This is a genomic window from Mesorhizobium sp. M7D.F.Ca.US.004.03.1.1, from assembly GCF_003998635.1.
GTDB lineage: Bacteria > Pseudomonadota > Alphaproteobacteria > Rhizobiales > Rhizobiaceae > Mesorhizobium > Mesorhizobium loti.
The window spans coordinates 1-4299 of sequence record NZ_RZQG01000518.1; the positions used below are offsets into that span (position 1 = coordinate 1).

Consider the following 4299-nt stretch of genomic DNA (forward strand, 5'->3'; position numbering starts at 1 on the left):
GAATAGGAGACGATGCGGCCGATCAGTTCCTCCAGCGCCTCGTAGGCGACCAGCGCCTCGCCCAGCCTGCCGGCGCTGCCGCGAGCGGCCTCGGCGGCCAGCGTGCCTTTCCAGCGGCCCTCGAAGCTGATCGCATCAATGGCGGCCTTTGCGATGTCGCGCTTCAGCTCCGGCGCGTCCATGCCGGCATAGAGATCGGCAAGGTTCCATTCCGGCAGGTCGCCAAGCTCGGCCGAGCCCTGACCGGACGCTGGCGCCGCAAGCTGCCGAGCAGAAACCATGTGCCCAGAGACCATGTGCATTGCCGACACCTTCCGTGGCCGAGGTTCAAGGGGAAACGAGAAGCCGGTCAAATCCTAAGGAATTCATTCACCGGGTTTTTTGAAACCTTATTTAGAACCCTGTGCCAAGATGGTCCACAGGGCAGAATTCCTCGGGCGGGCAGTCACACCAGTCATGACAGGTTCCATACTCATAGTCGATGACGATCCCGTGCAGCGCCGGCTGCTCGAGGCGGCGGTGACGCGGTTCGGCTACACGGCAATTGTCGTGGATGGCGGCGCGGCCGCTCTCGATATTCTCGACGGGCCTAGCGCCCGCGAGGTTTCGGTGGTGATCCTCGATCTGGTCATGCCCGGTCTCGACGGTATCGGCGTGCTGAAGGCGATGCGTGAGCGCGACATAAATATCCCGGCCATCGTGCAGACTTCGCAGGGCGGCATCGAGACCGTGGTTTCGGCGATGCGCCATGGCGCCTTCGATTTCGTCGTCAAGCCGGCGTCTCCCGACAGGCTGCAAGCGTCGATCGGCAATGCGCTCAAGGTCGAGGCCGTCGAGGGCGAGGTCAAGCGCACGTCGCGCCGGCGTGGCGGCCTTCTGACCTTCAAGGACATGATCACGCACAGCCCCGCCATGGACAGGGTGATCCGCCTTGGCCAGAAGGCTGCGGTATCCAACATCCCGATCCTGATCGAGGGCGAGTCCGGCGTCGGCAAGGAGCTGGTGGCGCGCGCCATCCAGGGCAGCGGCGACCGCCGCTCGAAACCCTTCGTGACCGTCAATTGCGGCGCCATTCCAGACAATCTGGTCGAATCGATCCTGTTCGGCCACGAGAAGGGCTCGTTCACCGGCGCCACCGACAAGCACACTGGAAAATTCGTCGAAGCGCATTCGGGCACGCTGTTTCTCGACGAGATCGGCGACTTGCCGCTCGACGTCCAGGTCAAGCTGTTGCGCGCCGTGCAGGACGGTGAGGTCGATCCGGTCGGCGGACGCTCAACCGTCAGGGTCGACATCAGGTTGATTTCGGCGACGCACCGCAACCTCCTGCAGCAGGTCAAGGACGGCAAGTTCCGCGAGGATCTGTTCTACCGGCTGAACGTCTACCCGATCTTCGTGCCGCCGCTGCGCGACCGCCGCGACGACATCCCCTATCTGGTCACCCATTTCATGGACAAGGTAGCGCCGGCCGATCCGCGTCATCGCCTGCAAGGCATTTCGGCGGCAGCACTTGCCGTGCTGCAGGCCTATGACTGGCCCGGAAACATCCGGCAGCTCGAAAATGCCGTCTTCCGGGCCTCGGTGCTTTGCGAAGGCGATGTGCTGACCACGGGCGACTTCCCGCAGATTCGGGCGCAGGTGGAAGGCACCGTCAACCTCGATGCGCACGGCGATGCGCCGTCGTCCCTGCCTCTGGAGGAGCGCGACGAGGAAGCCTTGCCCGGTGAGGGTGGCCCGGCGACCGCGTCCGATCCGCCGGCCAGGCTGCAGCCTCGCTTCGGCACGTTGCTGGCGCTCGACGAACGCGGCAATGTGCGTGCGCTGGCCGATGTCGAACTCGAAATGATCAAGCTCGCCATCGATCACTACAACGGCCAGATGAGCGAAGTCGCCCGCCGACTCGGTATCGGCCGCTCGACGCTTTACCGCAAGCTCAAGGAATACGGCATCGACCCGGAGACCGGCCGTGTCGACCGGCTCGCTTCCTAAGGTGTGCCGATATTCAGGTGATGCCGGCCTGCGAACGATAGTTTCCTGCGCTTCCGGTGCTCACGTACCCAAATGTACGCTCCGCTCCGGTTCTCGGAACCCATCGTTCTCGACTCGGCCAGACCTGAATCTCAACACACCTTGAAGCGCAGGATCTTTCCGAAAACCGTTCCCGCTCCCTGCTGCGCTGCCTTCGGTCCGGGATCTGCTTCGGCCACAAGGCCGGCGCCAGCTTGCAATGCCACAACAGGCCCTGTATCGGCCTTTCGGCGGGATTGTGGCAGTCCTATGGACAGCTCTGTTCACGCATTAAGGCTAACGGTAACAGATCGTGTTTGGGGCGAAGGCGGAAATCTGATCTAAACCAGCGGTTTACCAAGAAATCCTGTGAACGATTTTTGACGGGATATCGCCACGGTGTTACCGCATTTCGGCTTCAATAAGCGATGATTAACCATTAGGATCGATATTCGGATGTGAGGATGACACATCCGTTTGGACAAATCCGGGGACAAACGGCAGCCTGCAGGGCCTTTTGATTTGAACAGAATCGAACGACACACAAACGGGCGGCACCATCATTTGAGCGTCTGGCCGAAATGGCTGGCGGTGTTGATTGTCGCTTTTGGTTTTGTTGCCGCGGCTGCGACCGGAGCCAGCGCCGAAACACGTTCGCTGAAGCTCTATCATCTCCACACCCACGAGAAGGCCGAGATCGTCTACAAGCGCAACGGCCGCTACGTTCCCGAGGGTCTCAGGAAGATCAACATCATTCTGCGCGACTGGCGCCGCAACGAGCCGACCAAGATGGATCCGCGTCTGCTGGATCTGGTCTGGGAGGCGTATCGGGAAAGCGGCGCCACGGACTACATCCAGGTCGTCTGCGGCTATCGCTCGCCGTCGACGAACTCGATGCTGCGCAGCCGCAGCAGGGGCGTCGCCGAGAAGAGCCAGCACATGCTCGGCAAGGCGATGGATTTCTACATTCCCGGCGTGCCGCTGAAGAAGCTGCGCAACATCGGTCTCAAGATGCAGGGCGGTGGCGTCGGCTACTATCCGTCATCCGGTTCGCCGTTCGTCCATATGGATGTCGGCAATGTGCGTCATTGGCCCGGTATCAGCCGCCAGGAACTGGTCAGCCTGTTCCCCAATGGCAAGACGCTGCATGTGCCGAGCGACGGCAGGCCGCTGCCCGGCTTTGAGCAGGCGCTTGCCTCCTACAAGGCGCGCAAGGGTTCAGGCGCGCCGGCCATCGAGTTGGCCAGCGCCGGTGGCAGCAGCAAGAAGTCAGGTGGGTTCCTGTCGGCTTTCTTTGGCGGCGGCTCCGACGAGGCCGACGACAGCGCCGATGTCGAGACCGCTTCGGCTGCACCCCCACCCAAGGCCAGAAACGTGAAGCCGGCTGCGGCAGCCAAGACCAGCAACCTCCCGGGCATCGCCATCGTGGCGCCGGAGAATGCGCAGCGCGCCGAAATTCCGCAGGTGACCGAGGAGCAGGCTCCGGAGCCGGAACAGGAACAGGATACGCCGGAGACGATCATCGCGGCGCTGCCGGCACGCAGCATTCCGCTGCCTGATTTTGCACCGCGGCCGAAGGCCGACGTCGGCGCCCAGCCGCCTGAGAACGTGCCTTTTGCCATGGCCGATGCGACGGCCACCACAGAGCAAGCCGTGGCGACCGCACACGCGCCGGCGAACGTTCCTTTCGGCATGGCCGATGTAACGGCTGCCGATGCAACGGCTTCGGCTGATCCGGCCCAGGTCGCGGTCAACAACATACCGTTGCCGACATGGCGTCCCGACACTTCGCTGCCGGCCGCTCTGGCTTCGCCGCCCAGCAAGGACGTGCTGATGGCGCTGGCCGAGACGGCTGATCACGGCAAGACCGCGACCGATGCGTTCTCGGTGCTGCCGACGGCGCGCCCCGAGATGGCCAGGCCGGATGCGGTCAAGGCCGTGCTCGACGAGGCCAATGCCCAGGTCGGCGCGGCCGACGCATACCAGGTTGCTTCCTTGTCCGAGCCGCGTTCGGCCTTCAACGATCCGTCGGGCACTGACGCCGCAACGCCGCGCGAGGCTGTCGTTGCCCGCCCGGCCGGCTCCGATCCGGCCGCCGCGATCGGTGCCGGCGTCAAGACGACCCGCAAGGAATCGAGAGCCACGGTCCGCGACCTGAAGCCAGGTCCCAAGGCCATGGTGGTTGCCGCCGCGCCGCAGGCCGCCCGCTGGGCGCTGACCAGCGGCGAGCATGTCGCCGCCGTTTCAAGCTCGACGACGGCGCCGGGCTACGCGTACAGCATCGTGCACACG

2 protein-coding genes and 1 pseudogene are annotated in these 4299 nt (G+C 63.8%); 2 read left to right on the top strand and 1 reads right to left on the bottom strand.

Annotation, left to right across the window (positions count from 1 at the left end):
* Positions 1-296: pseudogene (locus EN935_RS24335) on the bottom strand (oligoendopeptidase F); the annotation flags it as partial.
* A 160-nt stretch (positions 297-456) separates the two neighbouring features.
* On the opposite strand from EN935_RS24335, the gene EN935_RS24340 reads away from it, so the two are divergent.
* Positions 457-1989 carry a sigma-54 dependent transcriptional regulator gene (locus EN935_RS24340; protein WP_127373682.1) on the top strand — a complete coding sequence of 511 codons (1533 nt, stop codon included), beginning with the start codon at positions 457-459 and terminating at the stop codon, positions 1987-1989.
* Between the two features lie 582 nt (positions 1990-2571).
* Positions 2572-4299: DUF882 domain-containing protein (locus EN935_RS24345; protein WP_127373683.1), on the top strand; the 1728-nt coding region annotated here is incomplete at its 3' end.

Bases quoted from the DNA above. Each gene is read 5' to 3' on its own strand.
- EN935_RS24340 (WP_127373682.1), top strand. From the start codon at position 457: ATGACAGGTTCCATACTCATAGTCGATGACGATCCCGTGCAGCGCCGG.